Annotated in this window: 17 protein-coding genes, 1 tRNA gene and 1 pseudogene; 9 read left to right on the forward strand and 10 right to left on the reverse strand. The window is 71.1% G+C overall.

Annotated features, from left to right (window positions below; all coding sequences use genetic code 11):
• Window positions 1-12 precede the first annotated feature (12 nt).
• Together ACYVAG_RS09075 and ACYVAG_RS09080 are read right to left on the reverse strand one after the other, a co-directional pair.
• On the reverse strand, window positions 13-3,660 hold the full coding sequence (locus ACYVAG_RS09075) for an efflux RND transporter permease subunit (RefSeq protein ID WP_460768997.1): 3,648 nt from the start codon (window positions 3,658-3,660) through the stop codon (window positions 13-15).
• Between the two features lie 26 nt (window positions 3,661-3,686).
• Complete coding sequence (locus tag ACYVAG_RS09080) at window positions 3,687-4,343, reverse strand: TetR/AcrR family transcriptional regulator (RefSeq protein ID WP_460768999.1); 657 nt, start codon at window positions 4,341-4,343, stop codon at window positions 3,687-3,689.
• Window positions 4,344-4,630: 287 nt separating this feature from the next.
• Here ACYVAG_RS09080 and ACYVAG_RS09085 point away from each other — a divergent pair, with 287 nt between their 5' ends.
• Window positions 4,631-5,884, forward strand: a complete 1,254-nt coding sequence (locus ACYVAG_RS09085; RefSeq protein ID WP_460769192.1) for a DUF445 domain-containing protein — start codon at window positions 4,631-4,633, stop codon at window positions 5,882-5,884.
• 198 nt (window positions 5,885-6,082) lie between these two features.
• On the opposite strand, the gene ACYVAG_RS09090 is transcribed toward ACYVAG_RS09085, so the two are convergent.
• The gene (locus tag ACYVAG_RS09090) at window positions 6,083-6,652 is read right to left on the reverse strand and encodes a response regulator (RefSeq protein ID WP_460769001.1); all 570 of its coding nucleotides are present in this window, start codon (window positions 6,650-6,652) and stop codon (window positions 6,083-6,085) included.
• A gap of 59 nt (window positions 6,653-6,711) precedes the next feature.
• Between ACYVAG_RS09090 and ACYVAG_RS09095 the strand changes: the two genes are divergently transcribed.
• The gene (locus ACYVAG_RS09095; RefSeq protein ID WP_460769002.1) at window positions 6,712-6,852 is read left to right on the forward strand and encodes a hypothetical protein; all 141 of its coding nucleotides are present in this window, start codon (window positions 6,712-6,714) and stop codon (window positions 6,850-6,852) included.
• Window positions 6,853-6,862: 10 nt separating this feature from the next.
• Entirely contained in the window at window positions 6,863-8,056 is a 1,194-nt protein-coding gene (locus ACYVAG_RS09100) for a sensor histidine kinase (RefSeq protein WP_460769004.1), read from the forward strand.
• A 67-nt stretch (window positions 8,057-8,123) separates the two neighbouring features.
• On the opposite strand, the gene ACYVAG_RS09105 is transcribed toward ACYVAG_RS09100, so the two are convergent.
• From ACYVAG_RS09105 to ACYVAG_RS09120, 4 genes and pseudogenes are all read right to left on the reverse strand, one after another.
• Window positions 8,124-8,630, reverse strand: a complete 507-nt coding sequence (locus ACYVAG_RS09105; protein ID WP_460769005.1) for a hypothetical protein — start codon at window positions 8,628-8,630, stop codon at window positions 8,124-8,126.
• Between the two features lie 46 nt (window positions 8,631-8,676).
• Window positions 8,677-9,300, reverse strand: a complete 624-nt coding sequence (locus ACYVAG_RS09110) for a hypothetical protein (protein ID WP_460769006.1) — start codon at window positions 9,298-9,300, stop codon at window positions 8,677-8,679.
• A gap of 208 nt (window positions 9,301-9,508) precedes the next feature.
• Window positions 9,509-10,555 (reverse strand): annotated as a pseudogene (locus ACYVAG_RS09115) (CocE/NonD family hydrolase); the annotation flags it as partial.
• Between the two features lie 213 nt (window positions 10,556-10,768).
• Window positions 10,769-11,068: a hypothetical protein gene (locus ACYVAG_RS09120; protein ID WP_460769008.1), complete on the reverse strand. Its 300-nt coding sequence runs from the start codon at window positions 11,066-11,068 to the stop codon at window positions 10,769-10,771.
• Between the two features lie 159 nt (window positions 11,069-11,227).
• On the opposite strand from ACYVAG_RS09120, the gene ACYVAG_RS09125 reads away from it, so the two are divergent.
• The 5 genes from ACYVAG_RS09125 to ACYVAG_RS09145 all read left to right on the forward strand — a co-directional run bounded on the left by ACYVAG_RS09125 (window position 11,228) and on the right by ACYVAG_RS09145 (window position 14,999).
• Window positions 11,228-11,935 carry an EcsC family protein gene (locus ACYVAG_RS09125; RefSeq protein ID WP_460769009.1) on the forward strand — a complete coding sequence of 236 codons (708 nt, stop codon included), beginning with the start codon at window positions 11,228-11,230 and terminating at the stop codon, window positions 11,933-11,935.
• 296 nt (window positions 11,936-12,231) lie between these two features.
• Entirely contained in the window at window positions 12,232-12,732 is a 501-nt protein-coding gene (locus tag ACYVAG_RS09130; protein ID WP_460769011.1) for a DUF2617 family protein, read from the forward strand.
• The gene (locus tag ACYVAG_RS09135) at window positions 12,729-12,977 is read left to right on the forward strand and encodes a hypothetical protein (protein WP_460769012.1); all 249 of its coding nucleotides are present in this window, start codon (window positions 12,729-12,731) and stop codon (window positions 12,975-12,977) included. Before ACYVAG_RS09130 ends, ACYVAG_RS09135 begins: the two co-directional genes overlap by 4 nt.
• 8 nt (window positions 12,978-12,985) lie before the next feature.
• Window positions 12,986-13,417: a DUF350 domain-containing protein gene (locus ACYVAG_RS09140; RefSeq protein WP_460769013.1), complete on the forward strand. Its 432-nt coding sequence runs from the start codon at window positions 12,986-12,988 to the stop codon at window positions 13,415-13,417.
• Window positions 13,418-13,430: 13 nt separating this feature from the next.
• Window positions 13,431-14,999 carry a polyamine aminopropyltransferase gene (locus ACYVAG_RS09145; protein ID WP_460769015.1) on the forward strand — a complete coding sequence of 523 codons (1,569 nt, stop codon included), beginning with the start codon at window positions 13,431-13,433 and terminating at the stop codon, window positions 14,997-14,999.
• Between the two features lie 108 nt (window positions 15,000-15,107).
• Here the strand turns inward: ACYVAG_RS09145 and ACYVAG_RS09150 are convergent, their stop codons facing one another.
• The 3 genes from ACYVAG_RS09150 to ACYVAG_RS09160 form a co-directional block, all read right to left on the reverse strand.
• A complete protein-coding gene (locus tag ACYVAG_RS09150) occupies window positions 15,108-15,344 on the reverse strand; it encodes a hypothetical protein (protein WP_460769016.1) in 237 nt (78 codons plus the stop codon).
• Between the two features lies 1 nt (window position 15,345).
• Window positions 15,346-15,528, reverse strand: a complete 183-nt coding sequence (locus ACYVAG_RS09155) for a hypothetical protein (RefSeq protein WP_460769017.1) — start codon at window positions 15,526-15,528, stop codon at window positions 15,346-15,348.
• A gap of 124 nt (window positions 15,529-15,652) precedes the next feature.
• Window positions 15,653-15,735: transfer RNA gene (locus ACYVAG_RS09160), tRNA-Leu, on the reverse strand.
• A 110-nt stretch (window positions 15,736-15,845) separates the two neighbouring features.
• Between ACYVAG_RS09160 and ACYVAG_RS09165 the strand changes: the two genes are divergently transcribed.
• Window positions 15,846-16,967 (forward strand): ankyrin repeat domain-containing protein, encoded by a 1,122-nt coding sequence (locus ACYVAG_RS09165; RefSeq protein ID WP_460769018.1) that lies wholly within the window; start codon window positions 15,846-15,848, stop codon window positions 16,965-16,967.
• The last annotated feature ends 63 nt before the right edge of the window (window positions 16,968-17,030 follow it).

Consider the following 17,030-nt stretch of genomic DNA (forward strand, 5'->3'; position numbering starts at 1 on the left):
CCGGTCAGCCGCTCAGCCCCCCAGCACGGCGAGCCCGGCGTCGTCGCCGTCGCCCTCGCCGGCGCGCGGCGCCGGACGGGTGCCGGCCCGCTCGCGCACCTTCTCGATCAGGCGATAGAGCACCGGCACGAGGATCAGTGTCAGCAGCGTGGAGCTCAGCAGGCCGCCGATCACCACGATCGCCAGCGACTGGGAGATGAACACACCGCCCCCGGTGAGGCCCAGCGCCATCGGCACCAGCGCCATGACCGTCGCCAGGGCCGTCATCACGATCGGCCGCAGGCGCAGGCGCGCACCGTGGATCAGCGCGTCGTCGATGCTCGCCCCCTCGTTGCGGTATTTGTTCACGAGGTCGATGAGCACGATGGCGTTGGTCACCACGATGCCGATCAACATCAACAGGCCGATCATCGAGGGGATGCCGAGCGCGGTGTCGGTGAGCAGCAGCGCGCCGACCGCGCCGGTGGCCGCGAACGGCACCGACACCAGCAGGATCAGCGGCTGCACGAGGCTCTTGAACTGGGCCACCATGACCATGTAGACGATCGCGATCGCCACCAGCATCGCCAGCCCCAGCTGGGCGAACGCCTCCTGCTGGTCGGCCGAGACGCCGCCGATGAGGGCGACGGTGCCGGACGGAAGCGTCAGCCTGTCGAGTCCCGTGGTCAGGGACTCCGTCACGGTGCCGAGGGCGCCGGGATCGGGCACGGCGCTGACCGTGACGGTGCGTACGCCGTCGGTGCGCCGGACCGACGACGGGGTCTGGACCTCGACGACGTCGGCGACGTCCTTCAGGGCGACCGGCCGGCCCTTCGCGTTCTTGGCCGCCTCCGACTTGGCCTTGGCCTCCGCGGCCTCGCGGCGGCTCTTCGCCTGGTCGGCACGCTGCTCGGCGATCTTGTCGAGCGACTTGTCGATCTCGGTGATCTGCTCGCTGAGCTTGGTGCGCTGTTCGCGGAGCTGCTCGGCCTGCGCCTTCTTCGCCGCCGCCTGGGCCGCGGCCTGGGCCTGGGCCGCCGCGACCTGGGCACGCTGCGCCTCGACCGGGTTCGCCGGCATCGTGGGCGCGGGCGCGGCGGCCGCCGAATCGGCCTGAGCGATCTGCTCGTCGAGCTTGTCGAGCTGGGTGCGGAGGTCGTCGCGGGACTTCTGGGTCTTCTCCTCCTGCTCGTCGATCTGCTCGGTGGCCTTCTCCAGCTGCTCGTCGGTCTTCCGGTCCTGGTCGGCCTGCAGCTCGTCGGAGATGGCCTTCTTCGCGTCCGCGTCCTGCTTCTGCGACACCGGCAGCGGCAGGTTCTCGAGCTCGGCCTTCGTCTTCGCCGAACGCGACCGCAGGACGAGGTCCTGCGTACGCCGGTCGATCGTGACCGTGCCGAGCTTCTGGCCCTTGATGGCCTGGGTCGCGGCCTGGCCGATGGTGCCCTGGTTCATGCCGAGGCGGGCGGCGTCGGCCGGGCGCACGTTGACCTGCAGCACCGACTGCTGCTCCGACAGGTTGGACTTGGCGCCGGTGAGGCCCGGCGTGCGGTTCATCAGGCCGATCACCTCCTCGGCGGCCTTCGCGAGGTCACCCTCGTCCTGGCCCTGGATGGTGACGTCGAGCGTCGACGAGCCGCCCACGCCGCCGCCGGAGGAGAAGTCGACCTTGCCGGCGTCGGTCAGCTTCGCGAACTCGGCCTTCAGCTGGTCCTGCACCGCAGTCGTCTCGGAGCCGTCCTTGAGCGTGACCGAATAGCTGGCCTCGTTGGCGCCCGACGTGCCGCCGCCGAACGACTCGCGGATGCCGCCGCCGCCGATCGACGACTGGTAGGTCTCGACCGCCGGATTCGCCGCGAGGACGGCCTCCACCTTCTGGGCGGCGCGGTCGGTCTCGGCGAGGCTCGTGCCGGCCGGCAGCTTCTGGCTGAGCTGGAGGGTGTTCTGGCCCATCGAGCCGATGAAGTCGGTCTTCAGGGTGGTCGCGCCCGCCATGGTCGCGCCGAACACCAGCACGGCCACGAGCAGCGTCACGATCGGGTGTTTCAGCGAGGCACGCAGGAAAGGCAGGTAGGCCTTCTGCAGCCACGTCTCGCGCGACTCGTGGGACTCGAGTTTCTGTTCGCGCGCGGCGGCTCCTCGACTCGCTTCGCTCGCTCGGAGATCGTCGGTCTCGGGCGCGGCTGCGGCCTTCGCCTCGCGGGCGCGGCGGCCGGGCTTCATGAACCAGTAAGCGAGGACCGGCACGATCGTGAGCGCCACGACCAGCGACGCCAGCAACGCCATGGTCACCGTCAGCGCGAACGGCCGGAACAGCTCGCCGGTCTGGCCGCCGACCAGCGCGATCGGCGCGAACACGGCGACGGTCGTGATGGTCGAGGCGGTGATGGCGCCCGCGACCTCGCGTACGGACGTGATGATGGTGGGTACGCCGAACTCGCCGCCGAGCTCCTTGTGGCGCTCGATGTTCTCGATGACGACGATGGAGTCGTCGACGACGCGGCCGACGGCGATCGTGAGCGCCGACAGGGTCAACAGGTTGAGCGTGAAACCGCCGGAATAGAGGCCGATCATGGCGATCAGCAGCGACAGCGGGATCGAGATGGCGGTGATGATCGTCGCGCGCACCGACCAGAGGAAGGCAAGGATCACGAGCACGGCCATCACGAGGCCGAGGCCGCCCTCGACGGCGAGGTCGTGGATCGACTGCTCGATGAACGGCGCCTGGTCGAAGATCGTGCGGAAGTTGGTGCTGCCGCCGATCTGCCGCTGCACCGCGGGGAGGGCGTCCTTCACGGCGTGGGCGACGGTCACGGTGTTGGCGTCGGACGTCTTGGTCACCATCAGCGAGAGCGCGGGCTTGCCGTTGACGCGGCTGATCGAGGTGGTGTCGACCGGCACCTCGGCCACGTCGGCGACGTCGCGCAGGGCCACGGGGTTGTCCTTGCCCTGCAGGCGAAGGTCGGCGACGGCATCGACGCTGGTGAGGGTCTGGCCGACCTGGATGTTGATGGTGCGGCCCTCGTTGGAGATCTCGCCGGCAGGGACCTGCATCTTGTAGGCCGGAAGGATCTGCGTGAGCTGCGACAGGTCGACGCCGAGGCGGTCGAGGTCGGCCTGGCGCGCGGTGATGGTGACCTGGCGGGCCTGCTCGCCGGTCACGTTGGCCGCGCGTACGCCCTTGAGCGCCGACAGGCGCGGGATCGCGATGTCGCGGAGGTCGGACGCGAGCTGGCTCGGATCCTTCGTCGACGTGACGGCCAGCATGATGATCGGCAGGTCGTCGAACGAGCCGACGACGACGCGGGGCGTGGTGTTCTCGGGCAGCGTCGACTTCATCTGCTCGATCTGGCTGCGGACCTTGGCCTCCATCTGGGAGGTGTCCTCGCCGTAGTTCCACTCGACCTGGACCTGCGAGACGTTCGCCGCCGACACGGAGGTCACCTTGGTGACGCCCGCGACGCCCTTGACCGCGTCCTCGATCGGCTTGGTGACGTCGCGCTCGATGGTCTGGGGGGTCGCGCCTGCGTACGAGGTGACGACCGAGGCGCCGGGCAGCGTGAGCGACGGCACGAGCTCCTGCTTCAGCGAGGTCGTCGACACGAGGCCGAAGCCGACGATCGCGAGGCAGATCAGCGACACGAGCGCCCGGTTGGCCATGGAGAGCCGGGTGAGCTGGACCACGGTGGATTCCTTCGTTTCTCTGGTTCTCAGTTCGCCGGGACCACGAGGCCCGCGACGATGAAGTCGGTGACGAACGCCTTGAAGCTCGGCTCGGCGATGTCGAAACGCATGGCGCTCAGCACCATGGGGATCTGGGTGACGAGGCTGAGCTGCACCTCGGAGGTCAGGTCGGGACGCAGCCAGCCGGACCGGTCGGCGGCGTCGAGGAACTCGCGGATGGGGGCGAGCTGGGGACCCTGGTTGGTGGCGTGACGGTGGGCCTGGTGGGCCTGGTGTTCCGGTGAGTCGGGGTGGCCGAGGATGGCCCAGCCCGAGGCGACCTCCCACAACATGATGCGGGCGGCGCGCGGCTCGGCGACGAGGAAGCGGATGGTCCAGTCGACGATGCGCTCGATGGAGGCGACGAAGGCGTCGCGGGTGTCGGCGTTCAGCAGGGCGCGCAGCTCGTCGTCGGTCGGCGTCCAGCGCTGCTGGACCGCGGCGAAGACGGCGGTGTAGATGCCCTCCTTGTCGCCGAAGCGCTGGAAGATCAGGGCCTTGTTGCAGCCGGCGCGGGCGGCCAGGCGGTCGACGCGGGCACCGGCGAAACCGTGCTCGGCGAACTCGTGCTCGGCGGCGTCGAGGAGGTCGGCCGTGGTGCGCTCGGCGTCGCGCCTGCGGCTTGCGGTGGGGGCGGTGGGCACGGACGAAGCGTAGGCGACTAACTGGTTAGTCACAAACGGGCGGACGGGGACGAGAAGGCCGGGCACGCGGACAGTCCACGGGGCCAGCGGGGCGTACGCAACCGGCTCCCGGCGATCCCCGGGGCCGGCCGGGGGCAACCCGGGCCTGCCACCCCGGATCGCGTGCCAAACTCGGCGCGCGATCTGGCCCCTTCGGACCGGACGCGGCGCGAAGGGGCCGGATCGGCGGCCATAGACAGAGTTCAATCTGGTGGCGTGGCACGGGCTGGCACACTCGAGGCGTGAGCATGATGGACGCGCCGGGGGACGCCGAGCGCCGCAGGGGCCTGCGACAGATGCGGATGGTGGCGACCTCGCTGTTGGTGGGGGCGGCGCTGATCTGGGCGGTGACGCTGCGGTTCGACACCTATTCGGCGCTGGGGTTCGTCAGCGCCGCCGCCGGGGCCGCGATGGTCGGCGCGCTCGCCGACTGGTTCGCCGTCACCGCGCTGTTCCGCCACCCGCTCGGCCTGCCGATCCCCCACACCGCGCTGGTCAAGCGCCGCAAGGACGAGCTGGGGCGGTCGCTGCAGCAGTTCGTCACCGCCAACTTCCTCACCGAGGAGATCTTCCGCGACCGCTTCCGCTCGGCCCGGCTCGGCACACGGCTGGCCGGCTGGCTCGACGACCCGGCCCACCGCACCCGCGTGCTGGAGGAGCTGACCCGCGTCGCCCGGCTGGGCCTCGACCGGGTCTCCGACGACGACATCCGGGCCGTGGTGACCGAGTCGATCCTGCCGCGGCTGAAGCGCGAGCCGCTGTCCCCGATCGCCGGTGCGTTCCTCGAGGGCATCGTCGAGGACAGGTCCCACCGCGGCCTGGTCGACCTCGCCACCGGCGAGCTCGTCTCCTGGCTGCAGCGCCATCCCGAGCGGTTCCAGGCCGTGATCGGCGAGCGCGCGCCCGCGTGGAGCCCGTCGTGGATCGACCGCCGGGTCGTCGACTGGTCCTACAGGCAGGCGCTCGAGTGGGCGATCGCCATCCGCGATCAGCCCGAGCACCCGGCGCGGGTCGCGCTCGACGACATGTTGACCACGCTGGCGGGCGACCTCCAGCACGACGCCGGCGTACGCGCCCGCGGCGAGGCGCTGAAGGAGCGCATCCTCGACCACGACCAGGTGGGCGACACCGTCGCCTCGCTGTGGGCGTCGGTGAAGGCCTCCCTCGAGGGCGCGATCGACACCCGCGACTCCTCGCTGTGGTCGCGCGGCGACGCGTGGCTGGCCGAGTTCGGCGCCAACCTCGCGACCGACGACGCCCTCCGCGAGGGCCTGGAACGCCGCGTGGAGGACATCGTGGCGTTCGTGGTGACGACCTATGGGTCGGAGCTCGCGACCGTCATCTCCCACACCGTCGAACGCTGGGACGCCGACGAGGCCGCCGACCGCATCGAGCTGTTCGTGGGCCGCGACCTGCAGTTCATCCGCATCAACGGCACGATCGTCGGCGCCCTGGCCGGGCTCGTCATCCACGCGATCGGGATGGCGATCCACGCGCTGTGAGCCCGGCGAAGGACTCACGCAGCCTTCACCCCCCGTTCAACGCGATCTCACCTTCGACCGCTGGGATGGCTACCGACCAGAAGCGAAGACCTTCCGGCTGGAGAACGGCGTACGCGGGTTGCAGCCGGCTGCGTGAGTCGCGCTCCGGTCGGCGCTCCTCGACGCGCTGGCGCTCGCTCGGAGAACGGTCCCCCGAGGTCAGCGCAGCCGCGGCTCCACCAGCCCCAGTTCGCACGCGCGCACGACGACCTGCACGCGGCTGACCACCCCGAGCTTGCCCATCAGACGCCCGCAGCGGGCCTTGACCGCGGCCTCGCGGCGCAACCCTCGATCGGGGCCCGCGCCGCGGCGTACCTCGTCGATCACGGACGCGACCACGTCTCCCGACAGGGCGGCCCGCCCCTCGGCGACCGCGCGGACGCCGGCGACGAGGTCGGCGCGGGAACTGTCCTTCAGCACATAGCCCTGGGCCCCGGCGCGCAGGGCCGCGACGACGGCGTCGGCGGTGGTGATCGTGGTGACCGCGACGATGCGGGCCTCGGGCCAGGCGGCGGCCAGGCGCGCGATGCCCTCGAGCCCGCTGGTGCCCGGCATGCGCAGGCCCATCAGCACGACGTCGGGGCGCAGCCGCAGGGCCAGGGTCGTGGCCTCGGCGCCGTCAGACGCCTGGCCGATCACCTCGAACTCGCCGCTGGAGTCGAGGAAGAGGGCGAGCGCCTCGCGCATCAGGGTCTCGTCGTCGGCGACCACGACGGTCCACGGGGGCATGAGAACTCCTCGTCTTGCCTATCCTTCATTTTAGTCACTCGTCCAACTGAGGAGTAGCCATGCGTACCCGACTCGCCGCGTTCGCCGCAGCGCTCGCCTGCACCACGTCGCTGACCGTGGCCCCGGCCGATGACACCGTCACCACGCGGGGGTTCTTCGACTCCGTGTGCCAGGTGTGGCCCACGCTCTGCCCCGCGTGACGCCCGCACCGTGGCACACCGGCTGACCCGCGACTCCGTCGCCCGCCGACTCGCCCGCGACTCCGTCGACCTGCGGGACCTCCCCCGCTGGCTCGTGGTCGCCGGCGCCTGCCTGCTCGGCCTGTCGCTCGTCGACGACCAGGTCATCCTGTGGGCCGACGGCGCCCCCGACCCGCTGCGGCCGGCGCAGGCGGTGGCGCAGTTCGCGGCGGTGGGGTGCCTGGTGGCCCTGGCGCTGCGCCGTACGGGGGTCGGCGCGGCGCTGCTCGGCGTCGCCCTGCTCGCTGCCCTGGCCGGGCGCTCCCCCGTGCCCGGGCTCGCGTCGCTGGCCGTCGCGGGCTTCGCGTACGCCCTGCGCCACCAGAGCCGGGCGCTCGCCGTCGCCGGGGCGGCCGGGGCGGCCTGGCTGGCGGCCACGGCGTACGCGCTGCCCGCGACCCGGACCGTCCTGCTCTGGCAGGCGACGCCCTCGCTCATCGTCCTGGTGGCGACGGCGTGGCTGCTGGGTCGTTCACGTGCGCGCCGCCTGGCCGCCGAGCGGCGGGCGTCCGACCTGGCGGCGGCCGCGGACGAGGCGCGGCGGGCCGAGCGGCGCCTGCTCGCCAGGGAACTGCACGACGTCGTGGCCCACGGGCTGACGCTGATCACCCTGCAGGCGGGGGTGATGGCGGCGACCGACGACGCGGAACGCCGCGACCGCGCCGGGGCCACCATCGAGTCGACGGCCCGCTCGGCACTGGGCGAGCTGCACACGCTGCTCGGCGTGCTGAGGAGCTCCGATGCGGTGGCCGAGCCGGAGGGGACGGCCGAGGGGGTCCACGACCTCGCCGCACTGATCGCGGAGCAGGCCGACGAGTGCGAACGCCTGGGCCACCCGATGGTGGCGGCGGTGGAACTCGGGCCGGGCGCCCTGCCGCCCGGCGTCGCCCTGGCCGGTGACCGCATCGTGCGCGAGTGCGTGGCGAACACGCTGAAGCACGCCGCGCCGGGCGAGTGGTGGCTCTCGGCCGACCTCGACGGCGGCGACCTGGTCATCGCGGCGGAGAGCCCGCTGGCGACCCGCCCCCTTCCGGCCGTCCCGTCGACGTCCCTGGGCCTGACCGGGCTCGCCGAACGCGTACGCCTGCTCGGCGGGACGATGACGGCGGGGCCGCGGTGCGACACGTGGCTGGTGGAGGTACGCATCCCCGTGCGCGAGAACTGAGAACAGGCCCGACACCTTCGCGACGCCGAAGTCGCTCTTCGTGGCGCCCACCGAGCCGACCTTCTGGTCATTCGCGTTCGCGACATCGCCGTCGAGGCGGCCGGTCTGGCTCGTCACGAGTCGCTGGACCCGGCGGCCCTCGCGGGTGAGACCGTTCGCCGAAGGACAGGTTGGCGACCAGCACCTCCTCGTTGGCGTTGATCGCGTTGGCGAGGCTGACCTCGAACTTCCGCGTCGACGCCTTCGGGTCGAACCCGAGGTCACGCACGTGGGCGCCGTTGAACGACGACGGGGTGATGACGCGGTCGACGCCGCGCGGACCCTGCACGGTCTCGACCGAGACCTCGAACTTCGTCAGGGGATATTCGCCGAAATAGCGCTCCGACCCGACATTCTTGAGCTTGATGGCCACGAGGCCCGCGGCGCCCGGGGCCTTCATCGCCGAGACCTGGTAGGAGACGGCGAGGTCGAGCTTCGGTTTCTCGGCCGCGTGGGCCTGGGTGGCCAGGCCCGTGGAGAGCAGGAGCGCCGAGCCGAGGGCGACACCGGCGCGTCGAGCGGTGGTGGTGGTCATGGGATGTCCTTTCGGGGGATCAGGGGAATCAGTGGGGATCAGGGGATCAGGCGCCCGGGGCCGTCTGGGCCGGGTCGCGATAGGTCTGGACCTGCACGGCATTGGCCAGCGGGGCGTCGCCGCGGAAGCGCCACGGCGTCGACCAGGTGCCGTCGATGTGGCAGCGCTGCTGGGTGCCCTCGAACGCGACCGTGCGGAAGCCGTAGGTCGCCTTCGCGGTGTGGCCCGGCGGAACGTTGTAGGGGCCGATGGTCTGGCCGGCGCTCCACGTCAGGCTGTAGCTGATGCCCGGCTTGATGCTGGCCTTGACGCCCGAGAACTCGCCGCCGATGTCACCCTCGATCTTGAGGGTGATCGTCTGGCCCGGCAGCGGCTTGTCGGTGCTGTTGTGGGTGTCGATCGTGCCGATCGGCGTGAACTTCTCCTTGACCTCATGGACCACGGTGCGGTGGTCCTCGAAGGCGTTGCAGACCGGACGCGGGTTGAACACGTTGGGCTTGAGCTTCGCCGAGCCGTGGGTGGTGTGGACGATCGGGAGCTTCGGGTTCGTCTCGGGGACGTTCGGCCACGAGTCGGTCACCGTGTCGGCGTGGGCGGGGACGGCGACGGTGGCCACGAGGGCGGCGGCACCGGCCAGCGCCAGCGGCAGGCGACGAGCGAGGGTGTTCATGGGACCTCCTGGAGTGCGGGCCCGGGCGGAGTGCCCGGCCGTCCGAACGCTAGGAGCCGGGCGTACTCACCGGTAGGCCTGCGCGACGAAGGTCGATCCGCCCAGCGACGAAAGTCCATCGGCGGGAACATCCGCCAACACCGAGGGGGCGTACGCGATCGCTCGCGTACGCCCCCTCGGGGTGATGGACGGGGTTGGTTGGACAGGGTCAGTTGACGACCGGCACGCTCGCCCGGACGTCGGCGAAGTCGACGTGGGTCGAGTTCGGCTGGGGCGCGTACAGCATGGAGGCCGGCGTGATCTGCACGCGGATCCGGGCGCCGGGGCGCAGGGTGTGGGCGACCTGCTCGAGGTCGACCGTGGCCGTGCGGGTCTGGCCGTCGAGCTTCACCGCGATCGGGGTGGCGTGGTTGCCGAGCACGAGCGACGCGTTGTCGACGTCGATGATCTGGACGTAGACGTGGGTGTCCTTGTTGATCAGCGCGTTGCCGCGGTAGGTGAACGACACCTTCGGTTTGCCGACGAGGTGCTTCTCGGTGGTCTGCACGGGGAGGTCGACGTTCACCGCGACGGGCGCCCAGGCGGCGGCGATGGCCATGCCGGAGACGGCGACCGGCGAGAGGAACATCGCGCCCTTCTCGGTGCGGCCGGTCAGCTGCGACGACGGGGCCGGCAGGTCGGCGCGGTCCCGGCGTACGCCGAACTGGTCGACCCAGCTGAAGGCCTTGCCGGTGTCGACGTTCTTCTCCCGCTTCACGTGCTTGGCGAACCACTGGATCGTCTCGGACTCGATGACGTCCTTGCCATAGCCGGCGCTGCACAGGCCGTGGCCGCCGCAGAACCACACGAGCTTGGTCTCGGTGCCGGCGGCCTGCAGCGCGCGGAAGTTGCGCGCCGACTCGTCGAGCGTGAACAGGGTGTCGACCGTGCCCTGGAGCAGCAGCGTGGGCACCTTCACGCGCGAGAGGAGGTCGTGGGGTCCGACCGAACTGAAGTAGGCCTCGGATTCGGCCGAGATGCGCCCCGTACGCAGGCCCTCGTCACAGGCCTTCTGGACCGGCGCCGAGAGCGCACCGTAGTCGGTGCCGAGCGGCGGCAGCGAGCCGAAGACGGCACCGGTGCCGCAGAGGACCGCACCCCAGCCCGCCTTGAACGAGCCGTTCTTGTAGAGCGAGCTCGTCAGCGAGTTCCAGGCGACGGCGGGCGCGAGCGCGTCGACGCGGGAGTCCTGGGCTGCAGTGACGAACTGGATGCCGCCGCCGTAGGAGCCCCGGCCATGCCCATGCGGGGGTCACCGGGGGCGTCGAGCTTCACCTCGGGCTGGGCGGCGGTCCAGTCGATGACCTTGATGACGTCGCGCCCTCCTTCTCGGGGTTGTCGACGTAGACCTCGCCCGACAACTTGCCGTAGCCGCGCGGGTCCCAGGTGACGACGTTGTAGCCGGCCTTGCGCAGCGGGCCGACGCCGATCAGGCCGATCGGGTGATGGTGCCGCCGTCAGGATTGGTCGAGCCCGGCAGGGGCCAACCCGGGCCGAGGAGGACGGTCGGGGCCTTCTGGCCGGGCTGGAGGCCCTCGGCGGCGAAGAAGTTGGTGTTGATCCGGGTGCCGTCGAAGGAGACGACGGTCTGGCCGGTGCGGACGGCGGGCAGGTCGACGGCGTGCGCCACGGGGGATGTGGCGACGAACGACGACGCGGCAAGAGCGGTGGCGGCGATCAGCGACGCACCCCGCAGGAGACCTCGGCGTTGAGGTGTGATGTGGGTCATACGGCCACATTAACCGTGAGTAACTTGTGAAGGGAAGGGCTTGTCTCAGACTTCGCGTCCGCCGGCACCCACTCCCCACGGTCGGAGGCTTTGTCGACATCTGCCAGACTTTGGAGGTGAAGCACGCCACACCGGCGTCCGCGAGAACCAGGAGGCACCATGGGACTGCTCGACATCTTCAAGCCCAAGAAGCAGGACGTGACCACCACCCGTTCGGCGCTTGAGGAGGCCTCGGCCGGCGGTGGCGAGCGCAACGCGATCACGAAGCTCATCGAGAACATCCTCGACGTCGGCATCGACGGCCGCGGCCCGTTCGCCGGCTCGGTCAAGATCGCCCAGAAGGCGTCGACCAAGGGCGACACGGAGAAGGCGATCGACGCCATCATCAACCAGCACATCCGCTCCGGCGCGGCCGGCGGGTTCGTGACGAGCCTTGGCGGCTTCGTGACGATGCCGGTCGCGATCCCCGCCAACGTGTTCGAGTTCTACGTCCAGGCCACCCGCATGGTCGGCGCCATCGCCCACCTGCGCGGCTATGACGTCGACGCCGACCAGATCCGCTCGGCCGTGCTGCTGACCCTGGTGGGGTCGAAGGCGGAGGACGTGCTGGCCAAGGCCGGTGTACCCATGGGGTCGATCGGCGGCGGCCGCGTGCTCGGCATGGCGCTCGGCGGGCTGCCGAAGTCGGCGCTCATGGTGATCAACAAGGCCGTCGGCTTCCGCCTCGCGCGCACGGTGGGCGAGAAGGCGCTGACGCGCTTCGGCAAGGCGATCCCGCTGGCCGGTGGCGTGATCGGCGGGGCGCTGGACGGATGGATGATGAAGCGGATCGGTGACCACGCGAAGAAGGAATTCCCGGCGCGCTGAGGCTTTTACTTTGCTGATTGGGTGAGCCTGGCTGCGCGGGTGGGTCCGTGCGGTCGTCTTGCGACTGGGACGCCGAGCCGTGTGCTCGTTGGCCCAGATCGCTGGCGGCGTCTTTACGTCGCTTCGACGACCGCACGGACCCACCCGCTTGCTGGTGTCACGTCTGCTGAACCAGAAAAGCCACCGCGCGCCGGGGCTCGTCGCGTGGGGGCACCCGTTGGTCACTAAGGCGGACCTGTCGTGGGTGACAATGGGTCGATCACCGAGACCAGAGGGCGAGACCAAGGGGGATGGGCATGGAACTGACTGCTGGCGTTCCCTTTGTTGATGCCTGCGTAGGCGATCTGGGGTTCTCCGTGGGCGACGGGCCGGAGTTGGCGGCACTTGCCGAGCTCGAGGTCGACGGGATCGTGCTTCGCGTGCTCGGCGCCTCCCACCAGGTCGTGTTGCCCGGCGGTCTGACCGAGACGCTCGCGTGTGCCGAGGGGTTGCCGCGCGTACCGCTGCCGCACCGGCGCGACGACCGGCTGTCCGTGGGCGGGCGGGCCGTCGCTTACGCGATGGAGGCCGAGCGGGTGGCCGGGGCCGGCGCCGAGCTCGCCGAGCGGGCGAGGGTTTCGACCGAGGCGTACGCCGACCACCTCTGCGTACGCTTCGCCGGCGACCCGCACGCGCTCACCGCGCTCGGGGCCCGGCGTACGGATCTCGGGTGGGAGTGGGAGACGTGGCACGTCTATCCGCAACACCGCGAGGCGGTACGCTCCCGGACGACCGTCACCGCAGGAGGACACGCATGAACCGCCGCGCCTTCGGGCTGCTGATCCTCGGCGGGTCGGCCGCCGCCCTCACCGGGTGCTCGCAGACCTATTCCGAGTGTGCCGAGGACTATCGCGAGAACTATCGCGCCAAGCACGGCGTGCCCCCCACCGAACAGCAGGTGCGCGACGCCTGCTCGACCACCAACCGCCGACGCACCAGCACCGTCTACGGCACCGGCTCCCGCGGCAGCCGGCGCGGTGGCGGCACGAGTTCAGGGAAGTGAGTGACCCCATGTTGCAGACCATCGGGATGGAGGCGCTCGCCTGCCTGGCGTACGGCGTCGTGGCCATCGCCCTCATGGTGATCGGGTTCTGGTTCACCGACCTGCTCACCCCCGGCAAGCTCGTCCAGCAGATCTGGGCCGAGCGTCGCCTCGCCCCCGCCATCCACGTCGCGGCCTCGCTCGCCGCCGTCGCGCTCATCGTGCGGCAGGCGATCATCTCCTCGGAGGACGGGCCGCTCCTGGTGGGCCTGGGATCGGCCTTCGCGTACGGGTTCGTGGGCCTGGTCCTCATGGGCATCGCGTTCTGGCTCATCGACGTCGTCACGCCCGGCAAGCTCGGGGAGATGGTCGTCGCCGACGGCGGCGTCCACCCGGCCATGGCGATCTCGGCGGTCTCCCACATCGCCGTCGGCCTCATCGTGGCCGCGTCGATCTCGTGACTGTGCGCCTGTCGTGAGCGACTCCGTCACCGCGCTGTCGCGGCGGCGGTCGGTCGCGGTCTTCGCGGCGGTGCTGGCCTGCGCCGCCTGCGGCATGGTCTATGAGCTGGCGCTGATCGCGCTCGGCTCCTACCTCCTGGGCAACGCCATCGTCCAGGCATCGGTGGTGCTCGCGGTCATGGTGTTCGCGATGGGCATCGGCGCCCTGGCGTCCAAACGTCTGGTGCCGCACGCCGCGCTCGCGTTCGCGGTGATCGAGCTGCTGCTGGGGCTGGTCGGGGGCTTGAGCGTGGTCGCGCTCTATGCGGCATTCGCGTGGGCGAAGGCGTACACGTCGCCGCTGGTCATCCTCGCGTTCGTGATCGGCGCGCTGATCGGCGCCGAGATCCCGCTGCTGCTCGAACTGCTCGGCCGCCTGCGCCGGCGCCGCGCGACCGACGAGGTCGCCAACATGTTCGCGGCCGACTATGTCGGCGGGCTGGTCGGCGGGCTGGCGTTCCCGTTCGTGCTGCTGCCGGCGCTGGGGCTGCTCGAGGGCACCCTGCTCGTCGGCGCGCTCAACGCCCTGATCGGCGCCGCGGTGGTCCTGTGGGTGTTCCGTGACGACCTGGCCCGGCGTACGCGGCGGCTGATCGCGGCCGGCGTCGCGGTCGTGCTGGTCGTGCTGTCCACCGCCTGGTGGTTCGCCGACGACTTCGAGGTGACGGCACGCCAGCGGCTGTACGCGGCCCCGATCGTGCTCGCCGAGCGCACGCCCTACCAGGAGATCGTGCTGACCAAGCAGCGCGACGACGTGCGGCTGTTCCTCAACGGCAACCTGCAGGTGTCGACGAGCGACGAGCACCGCTATCACGAGCTTCTCGTCCACCCCGCGATGAGCGGCGGGGCCCATGCGCGGGTGCTCGTGCTGGGCGGCGGCGACGGCATGGCGGTCCGCGAGATCCTCAAGCACCCCGGCGTACGCGAGGTCGTGCTCGTCGACCTCGACCCGGCCATGACACGGCTCGCCCGCACCGAGCCCCACCTGCTGGCCGCCAACCGCGGCGCGCTGGACGACCCCCGCGTACGCCTGGTGGCCGACGACGCGTTCTCGTGGTTGCGCGACCACGGGGCGGAGCGCTTCGACGTGGTGGTGCAGGACCTGCCCGACCCCGACGGCGAGGCGACCGCGAAGCTCTATTCCCACGAGATGTTCGGCATGGTCGGGCGCCTCCTCTCCCCCGGCGGCCGCGTCGTGGTGCAGTCGGGCTCACCGTTCTTCGCCGGCGACGCGTACTGGTGCATCGGCCGCACCCTCACCGACGCCGGATTCGCGGTCACGCCCTACCACGGCGACGTGCCGAGCTTCGGCGACTGGGGGTTCTTCGTCGGCGTCCGCGGGGAGCAGGCGCGGCCCGACGCGGGCGGCGGGCCGGCCGTGGGAGTCGCCCCGGGGGTGACCGGGCTGCGCTATCTCACCCCGCCGGTCGCGGCGGGCGCGACGGCGTTCGCACCGGACGTGGCGTGGCGCGAGGTCGAGCCGTCGACGCTGCTGAAGCCGGTGGTCATCGAATACCACCGGCGGGGCTGGCGGACGTACTGAGGCCCCGCCCCCCCCTTTTGCCCAACTTGCGCACACGCATGCACGAGTTGGGTGGGCGCGACGGCGTGTCGACGCAACTCGTGCACACGAGACGCGCGTACGCACGGGTCAGCGCGTACGCGTCCGCAGTGCCGCTGCGACCAGTGAGGCCGCGAAGACCAGGCCGACGATCGCGGCTCCGACGGGGGCCCACCAGCCCATCGTGTCGTCCCACCCGATCGCGAAGCCGATGCCGTAGACGAGGGCGAGGACGCCGGTCAGGATCGTCAGCGGGTGGCGCGCCCAGGCGGCGAGGAAGCCGGGCCGGGTGGCCGCGGCGTTGGTGGTGGCGTGTGTCTCGGTCATGTCAGTAGACCCGCAATAGCGGCAGCAGGAACAGGCCGATCGCGCCGGCGAGCACCACGAAGGCGCCCACCGTCACGACGCGGCTCTTGGTGCGCTCCGGCATCGACGCCGTGCCGAACGCCACGAACAGGCCATAGACGACGGCGATGGCGCCGACGATCATTCCCCCGGTTTGCCAAGTCATGGGTCCATCAGACCCCGACCAGAGGTCAGAAGCCAGTGTCGGGAGGGTGAACACGGGGTGAGTTCTGGGAGCCGAGGAAGCACGAAGGCCCCGACATCTGTCGGGGCCTCGTTCCAGGTGGTTGTGCGCGAGAGAGGATTTGAACCTCCACGTCCCTAAGGACACTGGCACCTGAAGCCAGCGCGTCTGCCGTTCCGCCACTCGCGCTCGACGGACTCACGTCCATCAGCCGTGAAACATTAGCACGCAGGGACGGGAGGCCCAAAACGCGTTTCCGCGCCCGGGCGGGGCTGGACACGACCCATATAGTTGAAAACGTGACTACCTCCTCGTCTCGCTGGCGCTCGCTCGGAGAACGTTCCTTGGGGCTGCGCTCGCTCGAAGAACGTTCCTTGGGGCTGCGCTCGCTCGGAGAACGTTCCTTGGGGCTGCGCTCGCTCGAAGAACGTTCCTTGGGGCTGCGCTCGCTCGGAGAACGTTCCTCCGCCGCACGCTGGGTCGGCCTCGCCACCGCCCTCACCCTCACCGCCTGCGGTGCGCCCACCCCCGGCGGGACCCCGGCGCCCGCGCCCGCGACCGCCACCCCCTCGTCGGCCGCCAGCACACCGGCCCCGACCCCCACTCCGGAGGCCACCGTGACCCCGACTCCGACCACACCCCCGCCGCCCACCACACCTCCGCCGCCGCCCCGCGATCCCGGACAGCAGGCCCTCCTCGACGACCGCCTCCGCAAGGCCGCCTGGGCCAACGACGTGGCCGGCGTACGCGCCCTCATCGCGCAGGGTGCCGACGTCAATGCCAAGGACGCGACCGTCCAGTCGGCCTACCTCATCTCGACCAGCGAGGGCTACGACGGCGTCCTCGAGGCCACGCTCGCCGCCGGGGCCGAGGTCGACGACAAGGACTCGTGGAACGGCACCGGCCTGATCCGCGCGGCCGAGCGCGGCCACTACTCGACGGTCGCCCGCCTGTTGCGCGCCGGGATCGACCGCGACCACGTCAACCGCATCGGCTATCAGGCGATCCACGAGTCGACCTGGTTGGGCGAGGACACCCGGGAGTACGCCGACACCGTCCGCGCCCTGATCGCCGGCGGCGTCCAGCTCGACCGCCGCTCGGGTCAGGAGGGCCTGGCCCCGCTGGAGATGGCGAACCAGCGCAACTACCGCCTCCCCAGGGGCATCCTCGAGGCCGCACTGAGGCTGCCGAGGCCCGCCGACCCCGCGGCCGAGCTCGTGGAGGCCGCCCGCGCCGGCGACGCGACCCGGGCCGCGGTCGCGCTGCGCCACGGCGCCGCGCCGAGCCCGGCCGCTCTGGCCGAGGCCGTCCGCGGCCGCCACGTCGACACGACGCGGCTGCTGGTGCTGATGGGGGCGGACCGCGCCGCTCTCACCTCCGCCGATCCCGCGATCGGCACGATCCTGAGGGAGGGTCGCTGACGGCCCCTGTCACGAATCGGCCACTCGATCACCCAGATCGTCCCTGAACGCCGACTGGGGCGA

The sequence above is a fragment of the Mariniluteicoccus flavus genome (assembly GCF_054776655.1).